The organism is Neisseria sp. P0020.S005 (genome assembly GCF_051957055.1).
Taxonomy (GTDB): Bacteria; Pseudomonadota; Gammaproteobacteria; order Burkholderiales; family Neisseriaceae; genus Neisseria; species Neisseria subflava_A.
This window is the reverse complement of the sequence record NZ_JBQCWV010000005.1, coordinates 80,852-97,544: the sequence shown is the minus strand read 5'-3', so window position 1 is coordinate 97,544 and position 16,693 is coordinate 80,852. Positions and strand designations below refer to the sequence as shown.

Annotated in this window: 13 protein-coding genes; 5 read left to right on the top strand and 8 right to left on the bottom strand. The window is 48.9% G+C overall.

The window, feature by feature from the left end; genetic code table 11:
* Positions 1-50: 50 nt before the first annotated feature.
* The 5 genes from carB to carA form a co-directional block, all read right to left on the bottom strand.
* Positions 51-3,266 carry a carbamoyl-phosphate synthase large subunit gene (carB, locus tag ACTHTU_RS05785; protein ID WP_440362035.1) on the bottom strand — a complete coding sequence of 1,072 codons (3,216 nt, stop codon included), beginning with the start codon at positions 3,264-3,266 and terminating at the stop codon, positions 51-53.
* Between the two features lie 42 nt (positions 3,267-3,308).
* Entirely contained in the window at positions 3,309-3,917 is a 609-nt protein-coding gene (locus ACTHTU_RS05780) for a hypothetical protein (RefSeq protein WP_296184808.1), read from the bottom strand.
* A 450-nt stretch (positions 3,918-4,367) separates the two neighbouring features.
* Entirely contained in the window at positions 4,368-4,757 is a 390-nt protein-coding gene (locus ACTHTU_RS05775; protein WP_440362034.1) for an endonuclease domain-containing protein, read from the bottom strand.
* A 159-nt stretch (positions 4,758-4,916) separates the two neighbouring features.
* A complete protein-coding gene (locus tag ACTHTU_RS05770; RefSeq protein ID WP_049331825.1) occupies positions 4,917-5,174 on the bottom strand; it encodes a SemiSWEET family transporter in 258 nt (85 codons plus the stop codon).
* A 137-nt stretch (positions 5,175-5,311) separates the two neighbouring features.
* Positions 5,312-6,442 carry a glutamine-hydrolyzing carbamoyl-phosphate synthase small subunit gene (carA, locus tag ACTHTU_RS05765; protein WP_440362033.1) on the bottom strand — a complete coding sequence of 377 codons (1,131 nt, stop codon included), beginning with the start codon at positions 6,440-6,442 and terminating at the stop codon, positions 5,312-5,314.
* Between the two features lie 482 nt (positions 6,443-6,924).
* Between carA and pilC the strand changes: the two genes are divergently transcribed.
* Positions 6,925-10,506: a PilC family type IV pilus tip adhesin gene (gene pilC / locus ACTHTU_RS05760; protein WP_440362032.1), complete on the top strand. Its 3,582-nt coding sequence runs from the start codon at positions 6,925-6,927 to the stop codon at positions 10,504-10,506.
* 276 nt (positions 10,507-10,782) lie between these two features.
* Here the strand turns inward: pilC and ACTHTU_RS05755 are convergent, their stop codons facing one another.
* From ACTHTU_RS05755 to tal, 3 genes are all read right to left on the bottom strand, one after another.
* Positions 10,783-11,517, bottom strand: a complete 735-nt coding sequence (locus ACTHTU_RS05755) for a LytR/AlgR family response regulator transcription factor (RefSeq protein ID WP_070459495.1) — start codon at positions 11,515-11,517, stop codon at positions 10,783-10,785.
* Positions 11,518-11,755: 238 nt separating this feature from the next.
* On the bottom strand, positions 11,756-12,643 hold the full coding sequence (gene gluQRS / locus ACTHTU_RS05750) for a tRNA glutamyl-Q(34) synthetase GluQRS (protein WP_440362031.1): 888 nt from the start codon (positions 12,641-12,643) through the stop codon (positions 11,756-11,758).
* 152 nt (positions 12,644-12,795) lie between these two features.
* Positions 12,796-13,851, bottom strand: a complete 1,056-nt coding sequence (gene tal / locus ACTHTU_RS05745; RefSeq protein ID WP_440362030.1) for a transaldolase — start codon at positions 13,849-13,851, stop codon at positions 12,796-12,798.
* Positions 13,852-13,985: 134 nt separating this feature from the next.
* On the opposite strand from tal, the gene ACTHTU_RS05740 reads away from it, so the two are divergent.
* The 4 genes from ACTHTU_RS05740 to lptA all read left to right on the top strand — a co-directional run bounded on the left by ACTHTU_RS05740 (position 13,986) and on the right by lptA (position 16,652).
* On the top strand, positions 13,986-14,960 hold the full coding sequence (locus ACTHTU_RS05740; RefSeq protein ID WP_440362029.1) for a KpsF/GutQ family sugar-phosphate isomerase: 975 nt from the start codon (positions 13,986-13,988) through the stop codon (positions 14,958-14,960).
* A gap of 66 nt (positions 14,961-15,026) precedes the next feature.
* Positions 15,027-15,563 carry a KdsC family phosphatase gene (locus ACTHTU_RS05735; protein WP_440362028.1) on the top strand — a complete coding sequence of 179 codons (537 nt, stop codon included), beginning with the start codon at positions 15,027-15,029 and terminating at the stop codon, positions 15,561-15,563.
* Positions 15,560-16,141 (top strand): LPS export ABC transporter periplasmic protein LptC, encoded by a 582-nt coding sequence (gene lptC / locus ACTHTU_RS05730; protein WP_440362027.1) that lies wholly within the window; start codon positions 15,560-15,562, stop codon positions 16,139-16,141. Before ACTHTU_RS05735 ends, lptC begins: the two co-directional genes overlap by 4 nt.
* Complete coding sequence (lptA, locus tag ACTHTU_RS05725) at positions 16,122-16,652, top strand: lipopolysaccharide transport periplasmic protein LptA (protein WP_049328829.1); 531 nt, start codon at positions 16,122-16,124, stop codon at positions 16,650-16,652. The genes lptC and lptA overlap by 20 nt, the downstream gene beginning before the upstream one ends.
* The last annotated feature ends 41 nt before the right edge of the window (positions 16,653-16,693 follow it).

Sequence of the window (16,693 nt, the reverse complement as noted above, 5' to 3'; positions counted from 1 at the left end):
GCAATCAGGTTTCAGACGGCCTTTTATCTATTTAAATCCGATAGGATTGATTAGGCTTTGTTTTTCAGACGGCCATGCAATTCCTGTACGCTGTACACGCCCAAGTGCTCGCGGCTTTTTGCGCCTTCGCTCATGGCTTCGCCGCCGGCGATGGTGGTGTATTGCGGTACGCGTTGGGTAAGGGAAGTGCGGCGGATACTGTGGCTGTCGGTAACGGATTGTACTGTGCTGCTGACGGTGTTGACCACCAGTGCGATTTCGCCGTTTTTAATTGCGTCCACGATGTGTGGGCGGCCTTCCTGCACTTTGTTGACCGCTTGCACGATGATGCCGTGTTCTTTCAAGTATTCGGCGGTACCGCGAGTGGCGCAGACACCGTAGCCGAGTGCTTGGAAGTTTTGTGCGGTTTTGACGATGAGCGGTTTGTCTTCGTCGCGTACGGCAAGGAACACTTTGCCTGTTGTGCTCAAGCGTTCGCCTGCGCCGAGTTGGGCTTTGAAGTATGCTTCGCCGAAGCTTGCGCCTACGCCCATGACTTCGCCGGTAGAGCGCATTTCAGGGCCGAGAATGGTGTCCACACCCGGGAATTTGATGAATGGGAACACGGCTTCTTTAACAGCGTAGAAGTCCGGGATGACTTCTTTTTCTACGCCTTGCTCTTTCAGCGAAATGCCTGCCATCACGCGTGCGCCGACTTTGGCGAGCGGTACGCCGGTGGCTTTGGATACGAACGGTACGGTACGGCTGGCGCGTGGGTTCACTTCCAGTACGAAGACCACGCCGTCTTGTACGGCAAACTGTACGTTCATCAAGCCGACCACGCCCAGTGCGTATGCCATGGCTTTGGTTTGGCGGCGGATTTCGTCTTGAATTTCTTCGTCCAATGAGTATGGAGGCAATGAGCAGCCGGAGTCGCCGGAGTGGATACCTGCTTGTTCGACGTGTTGCATGATGCCGCCGATCACGACTTCTTGGCCGTCTGAAACGCAGTCTACGTCCACTTCAATGGCGTTGTTCAAGAAGAAGTCGAGCAATACAGGGCTGTCTTCGGAAACTTGTACGGCTTCGCGCATGTATTTTTGCAACTCTTCGGCAGAGTGAACAATCTGCATGGCGCGGCCGCCGAGTACGTAAGAAGGACGGACAACCAACGGATAACCGATTTCTTCGGCTTTAACGAGTGCTTCTTCTTCGTTGTGGGCGATGCGGTTAGGCGGTTGGCGCAAGCCTAAGTCGTTCAACACTTTTTGGAAGCGTTCACGGTCTTCGGCGGCGTCGATGCTGTCGGCAGATGTGCCGATGATGTTCACACCGTTTGCCACCAAGGCATTGGCCAGCTTGAGCGGGGTTTGGCCACCGTAATGAACAATCACGCCCCATGGGTTTTCGGTGCGGACAATTTCCAATACGTCTTCCAAGGTCAGCGGCTCGAAGTACAGGCGGTCGCTGGTATCGAAGTCGGTGGATACGGTTTCCGGGTTGCAGTTGACCATGATGGTTTCAAAACCGGATTCGCGCAGGGCGAGTGCAGCATGAACGCAGCAGTAGTCAAATTCGATACCTTGGCCGATACGGTTCGGACCGCCGCCGAGAATCATCACTTTTTTACGGTCGGAAGGATGGGATTCGCATTCTTCTTCGTAAGTGGAGTAGAGATAGGCGGTTTCGGTGGCAAACTCGGCGGCACAGGTGTCGACGCGTTTGTAAACCGGATGCAGGTTCAGTGCGTAGCGGTGTTCGCGGACTTCTTTTTCGCTTACGTTCAACAATTGTGCCAAACGTTTGTCAGAGAAGCCTTTGCGTTTCAGACGGCGTAAAGCGGCGTAATCCAAATCTTGCAACTGGCCGTCTGAAACCGATTTTTCTTCTTTTACCAAGTCTTCGATTTGCGCCAAGAACCAAGGGTCGATGGCGCAGATTTCGTGGATTTCTTCCAGCGTGAAGCCTGCACGGAACGCGTCTGCCACAAAGAGCATGCGTTCGGGGCCTGGGTTCGCCAGTTCGCGGCGGATTTCCGCTTTGTCTTCGCTGCGCGGATTGAAGCCGCACAAGCCTGTTTCCAAGCCGCGCAGGGCTTTTTGGAAGCTTTCCTGAATCGTGCGGCCCATCGCCATCACTTCGCCCACCGATTTCATTTGCGTGGTCAGGCGGTCGTCTGCGGCGGGGAATTTTTCAAACGCGAAACGCGGGATTTTGGTCACGACATAGTCGATGGAAGGCTCAAACGACGCTGGGGTGCGGCCGCCGGTAATGTCGTTGCGCAACTCGTCCAGCGTAAAGCCAACCGCCAGCTTCGCCGCCACCTTCGCAATCGGGAAGCCCGTTGCTTTAGAGGCCAACGCGGAAGAACGGCTCACGCGCGGGTTCATCTCAATGACAATCATCTCGCCGTTTTCGGGGTTCACCGCAAACTGAACGTTTGAGCCACCGGTATCCACGCCGATTTCGCGCAATACTGCCAACGAAGCATTACGCATGATTTGGTATTCTTTGTCGGTCAATGTTTGCGCCGGTGCAACCGTAATCGAGTCGCCGGTATGCACGCCCATCGGGTCGAAGTTTTCAATCGAGCAGATAATGATGCAGTTGTCGTTTTTATCGCGTACAACTTCCATCTCGTACTCTTTCCAGCCAAGAACAGACTGCTCAATCAGCAATTCATGCGTAGGCGACGCATCGAAACCGCGTTCGCAAATTGCCAAGAACTCATCTTTGTTGTAGGCAATACCGCCACCCGAACCGCCCATCGTGAAAGACGGACGAATCAGCGTCGGAAAGCCGACCTGTTCTTGCGCCGCCAAGGCTTCGTTCATTGTGTGGCAGACAAAAGATTTCGGGCAAGACAAGCCGATTTTCTCCATCGCTTCTTTAAAGCGGCCTCGGTCTTCTGCTTTGTCAATTGCGTCTTCTGTCGCGCCAATCAGCTCGACGTTGTATTTCGCCAGCACGCCATTGCGCGCCAAATCTAGCGCGCAGTTCAGCGCAGTCTGGCCGCCCATAGTAGGCAGAATCGCGTCAGGACGCTCTTTGGCAATAATTTTTTCCACCGTCTGCCACATAATAGGCTCGATGTAGGTAACATCCGCCATTTCAGGGTCGGTCATAATCGTGGCGGGGTTGGAATTCACCAAAATGACTTTATAGCCTTCTTCACGCAAAGCCTTGCAGGCCTGTGCGCCCGAATAGTCAAATTCGCAGGCCTGACCGATAACGATAGGGCCGGCGCCGATGATAAGGATGGATTTTAGGTCGGTACGTTTGGGCATGGTGGGTCTTTCTATGAAATCAAATGTTTAGCTAAAAACTTATTACTGATTTTGATTGGCTTTTAATTGCTCTACAACAGTATTGGCAATCTCTTTTCCTGATGGGGCTGTAATTGTGTAATAAAAGCTAATACTGCCTATGAAGAAACTGATAATGGCTATGATATAGGCTATATAACTTTGTGTTTTCATTTTTTTGTGATCATGTTTGATCTGATTTAATTCTTTTAATTCAGAAATAATTGGAGTTAATAAATGTTTTTGACTTTCAGATCCATGTATTTCCAAAAGTTCATTTATTCCTATTAGTGTCGGTTTTAGTTCGTCTGAGCAGCCATCAAAAGGTTCTTCTTGTTGGATTTCCTTTTGTAATTGTCTAACTAAATTTAAATTTAATTCATCAGTGTAATATAGTTGCTTAATAATTTTCCTGGCAGCAAAATTATTAAGGTTTACTGCTTCTGTCATTTGTTTTATATCATTAAGATCTAGGTTGTTGTGATTATTTTTTAATATATCAATTATTCTAGATTTAAATTTCTTTTTCTTTATATTCTCTAAATATAGCTGAATTGGAATAAAAACAATTATAAAGAGCAAAAGAAATATATATGTTAGAGCCATAGCCCATGTGGCAATTATATTTATCATTTATCAATATCTTCCATTTGATTTATATATTGTTTCATGATAAGCGAGTGTAGGCTGGTTTGAAAACCCAACACAAATCGCTCAATTGTATAAAACGTTATGTTTGCCAACTCTTTTGTGGCATAACCTATTTTCAGTCTGCCTGAAACTGCAAAATCTGCTGCAACCTGCTCCCTCCCCAGTGGGGGAGGGCTGGGGAGAGGGCATTCTCCAAATTGCGGCAATCTTTCCCGATACCTTCACCGCCCAAATACAAGCCTTGCGGCTTGTTGCCCTCTCTCTAGCTCTCTCCCACGGGAGAGAGGACGGGAGGCTGTTGGGATTAAAGGTTCTGCAAGGAAAATAGGTTGTGCAGGCTGCTTTTTACTTTTCAGACGGCCTCTATAAATGCTCAATTCAGTCGGTTTATACTCTATAATTTTTAATAATTTAATAAAAATCAGCCATTTGCTACGATGCAGGCTGCTTTTCTAATTCTTGTAACACGCGCAGGATTTCTGCCAGTACGTCGTTTGTCTGCTGCAAAATTTCGTGGTTCCAAAACCGCAGCACGGTAAAGCCCAAGCTGTTGAGATATGCCGTTCGCGCGTGGTCGTATGCGGCTTGTTCTGTGTGTTGCCCGCCGTCTGCTTCGACAATCAGCTTGGGCGTTACGCACATAAAATCAACAATATAATTTCCCATCGGCTGCTGGCGGAGGAATTTATAGCCGTTCAGACGGCCTGCCCTCAGGTGCTGCCACAATTTTGCTTCCGCCTCGCTCATTTGTTGACGCATGGCTTTGGCGCGTTGGCGCAGGGCGGGGTTGTCGGCGGTCAATAGTTTTTCGGGCGGGTTCATTTTTGTTGTCGGATTGCTGTTTGTGTAAGCCTTGCGGCCTGTTGCCCTCTCCTACGGGAGGGGGAGGGTTTGCTGATTGAATTAAATGTTGCGGCAAGACAATCTTTTTTCAGACAACCTTTTGCGTTTTTATGTTGCACAGGCCGTCTGAAAACTTCCTTAAAAACTAGTGACAAACGTAATCAAGCCCAAAATGATACCGGGGGCGTTTGCCAGCATGACGGGGTAGTCGCGTTTTTCTTTTAAAAAGCCGTAGGCAACCCATAATGTGCAGTTGATGGCGGCGACGAGGGGTTGCAGTGGCGAGCCGGGGTTGCCGGCAAGGTTGTTTTGGATTTGTGGGATATAGGAAACGTACATACCGACGGCGGTCAGGGTGGCGACGACGGAAAGAATGCGCATTTGTTTTTCTGTCATGGTTCTTTCTTTCTGATTCGAGGGTTGGGTTTCAGACTGTGTAGATGTTGAGAGTGTGCCTGAATTTATATTTTTTGAGGTTTGGGTTTCAGACGGCCCGTTGTTGAGTTGAGTGTGGCCGTCTGAAAAAATCAGCTTTATTGTTTTGCTGCTTTGATATTGTCAATGAATTTGTCAAACAGATAACCGACATCTTGCGGACCCGGGCTGGCTTCGGGGTGGCCTTGGAAGCAGAACACGGGTTTGTCTGTCAGTTCGATACCTTGCAAGGTGTTGTCGAACAAGGATTTGTGGGTAATGCGTGCGTTGGCAGGCAGGGTGTCGGCATCGACGGCGAAACCGTGGTTTTGGCTGGTAATGACGACTTTGCCGCTGTCCAAATCTTGTACCGGATGGTTGGCACCGTGATGGCTGAAGCGCATTTTCAGGGTTTTTGCGCCGATGGCGAGGCTAATCAGCTGGTGTCCCAAACAAATGCCGAAAATCGGTTTGCCGCTTTCCATCAGTTTTTGTACGGCTTTGATGGCGTAGTCACAAGGCTCGGGGTCGCCGGGGCCGTTGGACAGGAATACGCCGTCAGGATTGAGTGCCAAGACGTCTTCCGCGCTGGTTTGCGCCGGAACGACGGTCAGGCGGCAGCCGCGTGAGGCGAGCATGCGCAGGATGTTGGTTTTAACGCCGAAATCGTAGGCGACGACGTGGTAAGGCTGTTCGGCAGGGGTAATGAAACCTTTGCCCAATTCCCATTCGCCTTCGGTCCATTCGTAAGTTTCTGTGCAGGAAACTTCTTTTGCCAAGTCTTTGCCGACCATGCTGCCGAATGCGGCAATCAGTTCTTGTGCTTTTTCAACCGTGGCATCTGCACCGGTCAAGATTGCACCGCCTTGTGAACCTTTTTCACGCAATAGGGTGGTCAGGCGGCGGGTATCGATGTCGGCGATGGCGACGGTTTTGTTGCGTACCAAATAGTCGTGCAGGCTTTCGGATGCGCGGAAGTTGCTGTGCAAGAGCGGTAGGTCGCGGATAATCAAACCGGCGGCGTAAACGCTGCGGCTTTCTTCATCTTCGGTGTTGGTGCCGGTGTTGCCGATGTGTGGATAGGTGAGGGTAACAATTTGTTTGCAGTAGGAAGGGTCGGTCAGGATTTCCTGATAGCCGGTCATGGAAGTGTTGAACACGACTTCGCCGGAAGTCGAACCTTCGTAACCGATTGATGTGCCGTGAAATACGCTGCCGTCAGCGAGAACGAGAAGAGCCGGAGTGGTCATGATGGAATCCTGTTTGCCTGATGATGGTCGGTTCGAAAAAAATGGGTCAGGCCGTCTGAAAAATAAAAATTGTTTACAAAAAAGACAGCCTTCGGAAATCTCGGCTAAAAAAAAACACGCTCCGCAGCTTTGATTTTGCTGTGTAACGTGCTTTTTCAGACATAGCGGTCTATGCCGTAGAAGCAGTGTATTTTAAGTCAAAGTAATAGGAATTTCAAGCGTAGAGCCAATAATCGATAATTTAAAAACGTTTTATCTTTACGGTACAGTCCCTTGCTTTTGGAATGCCTGATGAATAAGGTTGAACTAAATATTCAGTCAGGCCGTCTGAAAACTGAGCAGACAGATTGTTTTATTTTTGTTGTGTTTGAAATGCACGCTTAGGGAAATTCAGCTGAATCAAACATGAAACAGGCTGTTTATGCTAAAATCGTAGCCCCATAAAAAATAAAAACAACGTCATTTTTAACTGAGATTATCCGATGAAAAAAGAACACATTATGCAAAACGCTCCATCAGGCCGCCATCGCCTTATTCATGCAAGCATCGCTTCCGCCTTAGCCCTCATTAGCTTTTCCGTTCAGGCAAATACCCAGCAATCTAAAGAAAAGAATAGTTTTGCCGAAATTCCGTTTTATCTGAAAAACGTAAACGAGCCTATTGGCCAGCCCAAAGTCAAACACAATATTATGTTTTTGATTGATGATTCGGGCAGTATGTTGGCTGATGCCAAGGGTGAATATCGTGTAGATGATAAGAATAGAAAAATCAATATTGCAAAATCGGCATTAAAGCAGGTTTTGGAGCGGTATAAAGATCAGTTTAACTGGGGCTTGCAGACTTTACACAATAATCCTCGGTATTTGAAATGGGATGAGGAAACAAGGAAAAAGAATAATGCTATTTACGCATATGCAAAATTGCCTAGCCCTGACGATACCAAAGGCGATATGAAGGATACTGAAGGCTTTACGGATGGTTCTGCCGATCGGAACTGGGAATATGTCAGTAAAAAGGTAGATGAGATGTTGGCTTACAAAGCTACGCCGACAACGCGCCGTTATTATGAGGTCGTCAAAAATTTTGTCATACCGAATATCAAATACCGCTGTCAGAAATCCTATGTTGTCGTGGTTTCTGATGGCGATGCCAATATGAGTTGTAGCAATCAGTCCTCTGGAGAAAATCCAAGTAATTCTGACAATACTAATTTCAATTATGACCGAAAATATTATTATTCAAACTATTACCGTGCTATTGATCGTAGCTCGGATGAGGTCTATGAATATTTCGGGCCGTCTGAAGTAAAAGCTTATGAAGATGAAGATAAACATAGGAAAGGCAAGAAATTTTCAGGAAACGGCCTTGAAGGATATTTTGATCTGCTAAATTATGATCCGAGATTGAATACTCCTGAAGGGGAGAAAAAGTTTCAATGCCAATATACTGATTATGCAAAAAATGCTTCAGGGGATTGGGTGCTTTTAGATGAAAAAAAAGATGGTAAACAAGAAGTCAAAGGCATTGGCGAAATTATTGTTCCTTATTGGGATAGGAACTATGAGGATGAAAAACGCGGTATGCGTTTCTTTAGCCAGACTTTGGCAGAAAAAGATATTAAACCTGCGATTAAGTCAGAAAATCGTCTAGATGCTGCGATTAAGCCAGAAGATCGTCGAGATGCTGCAGGCAAGAGCTGGGATGGTGATCCAAGCGATCCTAAAGGCGTAGATTATAGCAAGCAATTGGTTCAGACTTTTACCGTGGGCTTTGGTGAGGGAATCTCTCCAGTCGGGAAGAAGTATCTGGAAAAGGGTGCCAGTCGCCCGGAATGGTATTTTAATGCCTCAAAACCTGAAAAGTTGCTTGAGGCCTTTAAAACCATTATCGACAATATTGAAACTGACAGCAAAATAATGAAATTTGAAGGGGCAGCTTCAACTGCGCCGGTGACGACTAGTACAGGTATTCCCAATATGGCGGCAACGGTTCATTTGAATACCGGCTCTTGGAGCAGTCAGTTGCGGTTTTATAAATTAAAACGCGATGGTACGCCTATCAATACGACAGAGTTTGACCAGCCATCATTTAATAACCGCCTCACTTTGGTTAATGATGGCAGTAAGATCTATTTCATCGATAGCGTTGCAGATAATGAGGCTGAAAATTCTGATTTTGGCATTTCAGACGGCAGTGCGAAAGATAAGTTGGAATGGAAAAATGCATTGCTGAAATGGACTGGCCGAGCAGGGAGTGATGAAGCCATTAAAGCGGATGCAGGAGCAAAAGATTATAGCCAGTCTTATCGTATCCGTCCGACTGACCCTAATGATCCAAATAAAGATGAACGTAATTTGGGCGATATTTTAGACGGTTCGGTTGCAGCTATTGGGGATAAGGATAAAGGCCGTCAAGAGTTTTTGGTCGCCGCTGCCAATGACGGTATGGTGCATATTTTCCGTCGTAATGATACGTCAAGCAATCCTTATGACTTGAAACTCAGCTATATCCCGGCAAGCATGGAGCGCGAGGACGATCAAGGTCAAGCGACAACTTTGGGCAAAGTTCTGAAGGATATTGCTCGTGAGGGCTATGGTTCCACAAAAGGACAACCACACCGCTATATGGTCAATGGTGGTTTTGTTCTCCGTCAAACGCCTGATAAGAAGCAAACCTTTATGTTTGGTGCGATGGGTCAGGGTGGACGCGGTGCATATGCGTTGAATATTGGTGCAGTGGCTGACAGTGATCGTAGTCGTTGGGATACGACTGTACCTTTGTTTGAAACAGAAAAAGGCGCTGGCAATAAGCTGGGTTACACCATTGGTTCGACACAAATTGGTCGTGTTTCCATCAAGCGCGATACTACTCCGGTTAATCTGGAATCGAATGTGCGTTATGCGGGCTTTTTGGCCAGCGGTTATCGTACTGAAGACCTGAATAGTGAGGATAATGACACGGCTTTATATGTCTATGATATGACAGGGAAAGAGGCAGGGACGAAAAATACTGGCACTAATGTTTCTTTTTCTAAAGAAGCCGGCAAGCTCTTGCGCAGAATTCCTGTTCACAATGGCAAAGGGGGCCTCTCTACCCCCACTTTGGTAGACACCGATTTTGACGGTATTGTCGATATTGCCTATGCAGGCGACCGTTACGGTAATATGTTCCGCTTCGACTTGAGTGGTGAAACACCGTCTGAATGGTCGGCACAAATGATTTTCCAAGGCTCGGGTAATCAACCGATTACGTCTGCGCCTGCAGTCTCCCGTCGCGGTAAAGACAAGTATGTCGTTATTTTTGGTACGGGTAGCGAGATTTATCAGAATGAACTAGAAGGTACCAACGGACAAATCAATGCCGTTTATGGTATTTACGACGATGTGTCTACTGATGAATCTAAAAAAGCGGTTTTGGCAAACAGCAGTGAGTTGGAACAGCAAACCAGAGAAAGTGACGGCGAACACATTTATGTCAGCAATAATAAGGTTGGTGAAGGCAAAAAAGGCTGGAGTCTGACTTTAGGTCCGAATGAACGTGTGACTGTCAAACCGACGATGATTTTGCGTACAGCTGTTCTGACCATCCGTAAGTATGAAACCAAAACAATTCATCCTGATTCTTCCGGTACCGATGTTTGTTTGCCGGACAGTAAGTCCGAACAAACGACTGCGAAAACGATTATTCTGGGCGTAAATGCCGAAAACGGCGGACGTTTGGGCTTGCGTGATGCGCGTATCTCCAGTAAGGATAAGGATCGCACATTTTTCAAACGTGAAAATAATGGTCAGATTTATTACGCCAACGGTATGACTTTTGATGGTGTTATCAATTTTACTTATCTGAATTCCAGCAAAGCCGACGATTCTCCGGTAACTGCCGATGGCGATAGCGGCGGCACGGGTACGGATAAGGAGCTGAACGCTACGCCGAGCGTGCCAAACAATAAATGTTTCGCAACCAAGGGTGATCGCAGTCTCTTGTCTAACCAACTGGTCAGCCTGAAAGTAGAAGGCCGTACATGCGGACTCAAACGTATCAGCTGGCGTGAATTGTTCTTTTAATTTGTAAGGCTTGAATATCGAGGCCGTCTGAATTTTTCAGACGGCCTTTTCTGTTGAGTAGTAGTAATTCAAAAATGTTGGATTGGTGGATAGAAAAGCTTGTTTGAGGGCAAAACAAGCTTTGATCAAATTGAAAGCTTGGATAGAGCTAAACGACAGATTTGGACTATTCTTTTTTTAAATTTCTACCATTTGGCTGATAAGTTAAAAGGCCGTCTGAAAAGTATCTTTTCAGACGGCCTTTGATTTAAAGAGAACGAGTCAAGGAGCGCATTGTTAGATGCTGTTTTTAATGATTTTCCGCAGGGTGGAGAGTTGCCGGCGGCTGACGGGCAACGGGGTCGGAATATCGAGAATTTTAGCGCTCCACGTGGATGCGGATTCATCGTTTTCGTCATCGTCCAGTCGAATCAGACTGTCTAGGGTGTGGCGGAAGACGAGGGCATTGCGGTGGATGCGGATGACTTTGTCGCCCAGCAATTCTTCCCAGTAAACCAAGGTCTTCGGTAATTCGTAGCTTTGGCCGTCGCCGGTAAACAGATAGACGGTTTTGTGTTCCGCCATCAGGTAACGCGCCTGTTGCCATGGGATTTCAACCATGCGTTCTCGGTTGTACACTTTGAAATGGGTGAAACTGTCTGCTTTTTCGCGGTTTTTCTCGATGATGCGGTCAAGCGCGGTTTGCAGGCGGGTCATTTTGATTGGTTTGAGCAGATAGTCTGCGGCAGCCAGCTCAAACGCGCGCAGGGCATGTTCTTCGTAGGCTGTGGTGAATACAATTTCCGGCTGGCGTTTGGCGGTACGCTTAATGCGTTCGACAAACTCGAGACCGTCGATTTCTGGCATGCCGATGTCGGCAAAGACGATGTCGACTTCGTGGACGCTCAGCCACTCCAATGCTGGCATGGCATGGTGAAAGACGTTGAGCAGTACGACATTGCACTCTTCCAATAATACACGTAAGCGTTCTGCTGCTAATACTTCGTCTTCTACAATAATGGCACTTGGCATAGCGGTATTCTTTTTGTTGTATCGTGGGAGATCTGCCGCGCTTTGTCGTCCTCAATAACGCGTCAGCCGTATGTTGTTGTAAGCTTGAAATTATCAGTTTGTGACAATTTTAGGAAATTCTTAAAATATACATGATTTTTCGCTTCTTGGGCATGGTTTGGGATGAATCGGAAGATTACTTACATAATTTTATGAAATATTGTAATACCTAGAGTAATTTTGTTGTAATTGCGCTAATTCAGTCCGTGATAATGGACGATTTTGGGATTTTGTCCATTTGCCAGTGTGCGACCGCCCAATCGAGCAATTCTTGCGGACGGTTCACAACAGGTGCATCAGGTAGGTTGAGATAGGTTAGGACTTGGCGGAGAAGTTGTTCTTTTTGATTCAAATCCAAAGCCGGGGCAAGGGTTTGTTTCGACCATTTTTGCCCTTGGTTGTTGGTCAGTAGGGGAAGGTGGGCGTAGGCCGGGGTGGGAACGCCTAGGCATTGTTGCAGATAGATTTGGCGCGGCGTGGAAACGAGCAAGTCCTGACCGCGGACGATATGCGTTATGCCTTGATCGGCATCGTCGGCAACCACGGCAAGCTGATATGCCCAATAGCCGTCGGCACGAAGCAGGACGAAATCGCCGATATCGTGTGCCAGATTTTGTGCGTAATATCCGACAATGCCGTCTGAAAAACCGATTACGCGATCGGGAACTTGAATGCGCCATGCCGGCGTTTTGTTTTGCGTGTCGGGTCTTTGCTGAGGATTGCGGCAACGGCCGTTATACACAAATCCGTCTGCGCCATGTGTTGCCACCGCCTGCCAGTCTTTGCGGCTGCAATAGCAGGGATACACCAGCCCGGCTGCTTTGAGGCGGTCGAGGGTATCTTGATATAGGTTATAACGGCGGCTTTGATAGGCGACTTCGCCGTCCCACTCAAAGCCGAAAGCTTCAAGCGTGCGCAAAATGTCGGCGACGGCGCCGGGCATTTCGCGCGGGGGGTCAAGGTCTTCAATGCGGACCAGCCATTTGCCCTGATGAGCGCGCGCATCGGCATAGGAGGCAACGGCGGTCAGTAGGGAGCCGATATGAAGCAGGCCGGTAGGGCTGGGGGCGAAACGTCCTATATACATGGCAGGGTGGTTTTGTAGGGCAGGGCTAGTATGCCTGCACGGTATTCAAATCGTGATAGAAAAGGGCGTGCCGTACACGCCCGAATTTGAGTTTCAGACGGCCTGAGACTTTTTAAAATGATTTAAGTTTCTCGACCGTCCGTTCAATCCGCTTAAGCTAAGGGAGCTAGTAGTTTGGCGAAAGCGTCTTCAAATTGTTTCAAACCGTCTTCCTGCAAACGAGTTGCCAAAGTTTCGACATCAATGCCGAGTTTCGTGGTTTCGGCAAGCTGTGCTTGGGCTTCATCCACACCTTCGGTCAAAGTGGCTTTGGCGGTGCCGTGGTCGATAAAGGCTTTGAGTGTGGCATCGGGAACGGTGTTGACGGTATGGGCGCCAATCAGGCTGTCAACATACAAAGTGTCAGGATAGGCAGGGTTTTTCACGCCGGTAGATGCCCATAAAAGTTGGACGCGGTTGGCACCTTTTTCGGAAAGTGCGGCAAATTCGCTGCTGCTGAAGTATTGCGCCCAATCTTGATAGGCGGCTTTGGCCAGCGCAATGGCGACTTTACCTTTGAGGTGGTCGGGCAGGGTGGCGTCCAATGCGGCATCGACACGGGAAATAAAGAAGCTGGCGACAACTTGGATATGGGAAACATCATGTCCTGCCTCCAAACGTTTGGCAATGCCGCGAGCGTAGGCTGCATAGGCTTTGAGGGTTTGGGTGCGGGAGAAGAGCAGGGTCAGGTTGACGCTGATGCCGTCTGAAACGAGAGTTTTAAGCGCTTCGATGCCTTCGTCGGTTGCCGGTACTTTAATCATGGCATTTTTACGGCCGATGGCGGCGTGCAGGCGGCGTGCTTCTTCAACTGTGCCTTGCGCGTCTTTGGATAATTCAGGCGAAACTTCGAGGCTGACGAAGCCGGTTTTGCCGCCGGTGGATTCATGTTCGGCAAGGCACACGTCGCAAGCGGCTTGTACATCGGCAACCGCCATGGTTTCGTAGCGTTGTTTCGGGGTCAGGTCTTGCTGTTTGAGCGCGGCTACTTCGTCGGCGTACAGGGCATCGCCTGCAAAGGCTTTTTGGAAGATGGCAGGATTGGAAGTTACGCCGCATACGCCCTGTTTCAGCATTTCGGCCAATTCGCCGCTTTGTACCAGCGAACGGGAGAGGTTGTCCAACCAGATTTGTTGTCCTAATGCTTTAACGTCCGATAAAATAGTCATCTCTGATTCCTTTTACATAATAGGTTTGTTTGTGAAGTGGCGGTAATGCTACGCCGATTCGATGAATTTGAACAGTTTACAGCCGATTAATTTGGGCAAAACAAACCTAAATTCAAGCACGAAAGGTGGCTTTGATGGCGGAAAACACACTTTATCTCGACTGGGCGCGCGATGTATTAGATACGGAAGCCGAAGGTTTGCGTGAAATTGCGGCGGCTTTGAACCATGATTTTGTCCGTGCGGCGGAAGCGTTGTTGCACTGCAAGGGCAGGGTCGTCATTACCGGCATGGGTAAGTCCGGACACATCGGCCGCAAAATGGCGGCAACCATGGCTTCGACCGGCACGCCTGCGTTTTTCGTCCATCCTGCCGAAGCGGCGCACGGCGATTTGGGCATGATTGTGGACCACGATGTCGTGGTTGCCATTTCCAATTCCGGCGAAAGCGATGAAATTGCAGCGATTATTCCGGCGTTGAAACGCAAAAACATCACGCTCATCTGCATCACTGCCCATCCGACTTCGACCATGGCACGACATGCCGATATTCACATTACCGCGGCGGTTTCCAAAGAGGCGTGCCCGCTCGGCCTTGCGCCGACTTCCAGTACGACTGCCGTAATGGCCTTGGGCGATGCGCTGGCGGTGGTATTGCTGCAGGCGCGTGCGTTTACGCCGGATGATTTTGCTTTAAGCCATCCGGCCGGTAGCCTGGGCAAACGCCTGTTGCTGCGCGTGGCGGATATCATGCACAAAGAAGAAGCCTTGCCTGCCGTTTTGTTGGGCACGCCGTTGAAAGAAGCCATTGTCCGCATGAGTGAAAAAGGCTTGGGCATGTTGGCGGTAACCGATGCCGAAGGCCGTCTGAAAGGCGTATTTACCGATGGCGATTTGCGCCGTCTGTTTCAAGAACGCGACAGCTTTGCCGGTTTAAAAGTGGACGACATCATGCACGCTTCGCCGAAAACCATTTCCGCCGACCGCCTTGCCACTGAAGCCTTGAAAGCCATGCAAAGCGGCCATGTGAACGGTTTGCTGGTGGTCGAAGAAAACGGCGTACTGATTGGCGCGCTGAATATGCACGATTTATTGATGGCACGAATTGTCTGAATCGACGGCAAAAACGTTTTCAGACGGCCTTATGCTAGAATAGGCCGTCTGAAATAAGGAAACCTTATGCAAAACCTCTCTTCCGACCTGCAACAACGCGCTTTAGATATCAAACTGCTGATACTGGATGTGGACGGCGTTTTGACCGACGGCCGCATTTTTATCCGTGACAACGGCGAAGAAATCAAATCGTTCCACACTTTGGACGGACACGGTTTGAAAATGCTTCAGGCCAGCGGTGTGCAAACTGCAATTATTACCGGCCGTGATGCGCCTTCCGTCAGTATCCGCGTGAAGCAGCTCGGTATCAACTATTACTTCAAAGGCATTCACGACAAACGTGCCGCCTATGCCCAATTACGCGAACAGGCCGGTGTGGAGGAGTATGAGTGCGCCTTTGTCGGCGACGATGTTGTCGATTTGCCCGTGATGGTGCGTTGCGGATTAGCGGTCGCCGTCCCTGAAGCGCATTGGTTTACTTTGCAATACGCCCATTATGTAACCCGACGTTCCGGCGGCGCAGGCGCGGTGCGTGAAGTGTGCGATTTGATTATGCAGGCGCAAGGTACGCTTGAACCTGCTTTGAAAGAGTATGTACGATGAAAATCAGATGGCGTTACGGAATCGCTTTTCCGCTGGTGTTGGCCGTTTCACTCGGAGCACTGGCGGCATGGCTCGGCCGCATCAGCGAAGTGCAGGTCGAAGAAGTCGTCCTCAATCCGAATGAGCCGCAATATTCGATGAAAGGCATCAACGGCAAACGTTTTGACCAAGAAGGCCGTCTGAAAGAAAACCTGAGCGCGGCCGATGCCGTCCAATATCCGAATAGCGCGGATGTGCATTTGGATAAACCACACCTTTCGTTTTACCGCGACGGCAGCCTGCTGTACGAAGTCGGCAGCGACAAGGCTGCGTACAATATTCAAAACAAGAAAGTCGTTTTTGAACAAAATGTCGTCTTAAACAAAGCGGCAGATACCAAGCGTTTGGCCGGCATCGTCAAAACCGAACGCTTGAATGTCGATACCGAAGCGCAATACGCCCATACCGACAGTCCCGTTACTTTCCAATACGGACAGTCTGGCGGTCAGGCAAACGGCATGACTTATGACCACAAAACCGGTTTGCTGAATTTCCCTTCCAAAGTGAAAGCCACAATTTATGATACAAAAAATTTGTAAAACCTTAGCCCTTGTTGCCGTTTTTGCCGCTAGCCCGGCCTTTGCCCTGCAAAGCGACAGCAAGCAGCCGATTCAAATCGAAGCCGACCAAGGCTCGCTTGACCAAAACAACCAAAGCACCACCTTTTCCGGCAACGTCATCATCAAACAAGGCACGCTCAATATCCGTGCCGGCAGCGTGACCGTTTCGCGCAACGACAAAAGCGAGCAGTTGATGAAAGCCACCGGCTCTCCCGTCAAATTCAGCCAAGAGTTGGACGGCGGTAAAGGCGTGGTCAACGGCCAAGCCAATACCGTCACGTATTCTTCCGCAGCCAGTCTGGTTACCCTGACCGGTAATGCCAAAGTACAGCGAGGCGGCGATGTAGCCGAAGGTGCGGTCATCACTTACAACACCAAAACCGAGGTTTACACCATTAACGGCAGTGCCAAATCCGGTGTGAAATCCGCTGCGAAATCCGGCCGCGTCAGCGTTGTCATCCAGCCGTCCAGCACGCAGAAAAACAAATAAGAAAACACACAAAAAGGCCGTCTGAAAAAGGTTCAGACGGC

Coding starts and splice junctions, on each gene's coding strand:
- carB (WP_440362035.1), bottom strand. CDS start 3,266: ATGCCCAAACGTACCGACCTAAAATCCATCCTTATCATCGGCGCCGGC.
- lptC (WP_440362027.1), top strand. CDS start 15,560: ATGAAAATCAGATGGCGTTACGGAATCGCTTTTCCGCTGGTGTTGGCC.
- ACTHTU_RS05780 (WP_296184808.1), bottom strand. CDS start 3,917: ATGATAAATATAATTGCCACATGGGCTATGGCTCTAACATATATATTT.
- gluQRS (WP_440362031.1), bottom strand. CDS start 12,643: ATGTATATAGGACGTTTCGCCCCCAGCCCTACCGGCCTGCTTCATATC.
- ACTHTU_RS05755 (WP_070459495.1), bottom strand. CDS start 11,517: ATGCCAAGTGCCATTATTGTAGAAGACGAAGTATTAGCAGCAGAACGC.
- pilC (WP_440362032.1), top strand. CDS start 6,925: ATGAAAAAAGAACACATTATGCAAAACGCTCCATCAGGCCGCCATCGC.
- ACTHTU_RS05740 (WP_440362029.1), top strand. CDS start 13,986: ATGGCGGAAAACACACTTTATCTCGACTGGGCGCGCGATGTATTAGAT.
- tal (WP_440362030.1), bottom strand. CDS start 13,851: ATGACTATTTTATCGGACGTTAAAGCATTAGGACAACAAATCTGGTTG.
- ACTHTU_RS05770 (WP_049331825.1), bottom strand. CDS start 5,174: ATGACAGAAAAACAAATGCGCATTCTTTCCGTCGTCGCCACCCTGACC.
- carA (WP_440362033.1), bottom strand. CDS start 6,442: ATGACCACTCCGGCTCTTCTCGTTCTCGCTGACGGCAGCGTATTTCAC.
- lptA (WP_049328829.1), top strand. CDS start 16,122: ATGATACAAAAAATTTGTAAAACCTTAGCCCTTGTTGCCGTTTTTGCC.
- ACTHTU_RS05735 (WP_440362028.1), top strand. CDS start 15,027: ATGCAAAACCTCTCTTCCGACCTGCAACAACGCGCTTTAGATATCAAA.
- ACTHTU_RS05775 (WP_440362034.1), bottom strand. CDS start 4,757: ATGAACCCGCCCGAAAAACTATTGACCGCCGACAACCCCGCCCTGCGC.